Genomic DNA, 334 nt, shown 5'->3' with positions numbered 1-334 from the left:
GGTCAGACCCATAAGGAGGACATCCATACGGGTGCCCTAGCGGCAGCAGCAGGAGGGGTGACAACGGTGGTCATGATGGCCAATACCAATCCTACCATTTCAGATATTGCCACCCTCAAGGAAGTCCTGGCCAGTGCGGCTAAGGAAGCTATCCATATTTATACCAATGCTACTGTCACCAAGAACTTTGATGGTCAAAATCTGACGGACTTCAAGGCCCTCCTAGAAGCCGGTGCTGTTTCCCTATCGGACGATGGCATTCCCCTAAAGAGTACCAAGGTGGTTCGAGAAGCTCTGGAATTGGCCAAGGCCAATCGTACCTTTATCGCTCTGC

General features: G+C 51.8%; 1 pseudogene. It reads left to right on the top strand.

Going from position 1 to position 334, the window contains the following annotated elements:
- Nucleotides 1-334: pseudogene (locus FH871_RS35330) on the top strand (dihydroorotase); the annotation flags it as partial.

This window comes from Larkinella sp. C7 (assembly GCF_006149005.1).
Lineage (GTDB): Bacteria > Bacteroidota > Bacteroidia > Cytophagales > Spirosomataceae > Larkinella.
The sequence above is the reverse complement of the archived record's forward strand: the minus strand, read 5'-3'. Positions and strand labels throughout refer to the sequence as shown.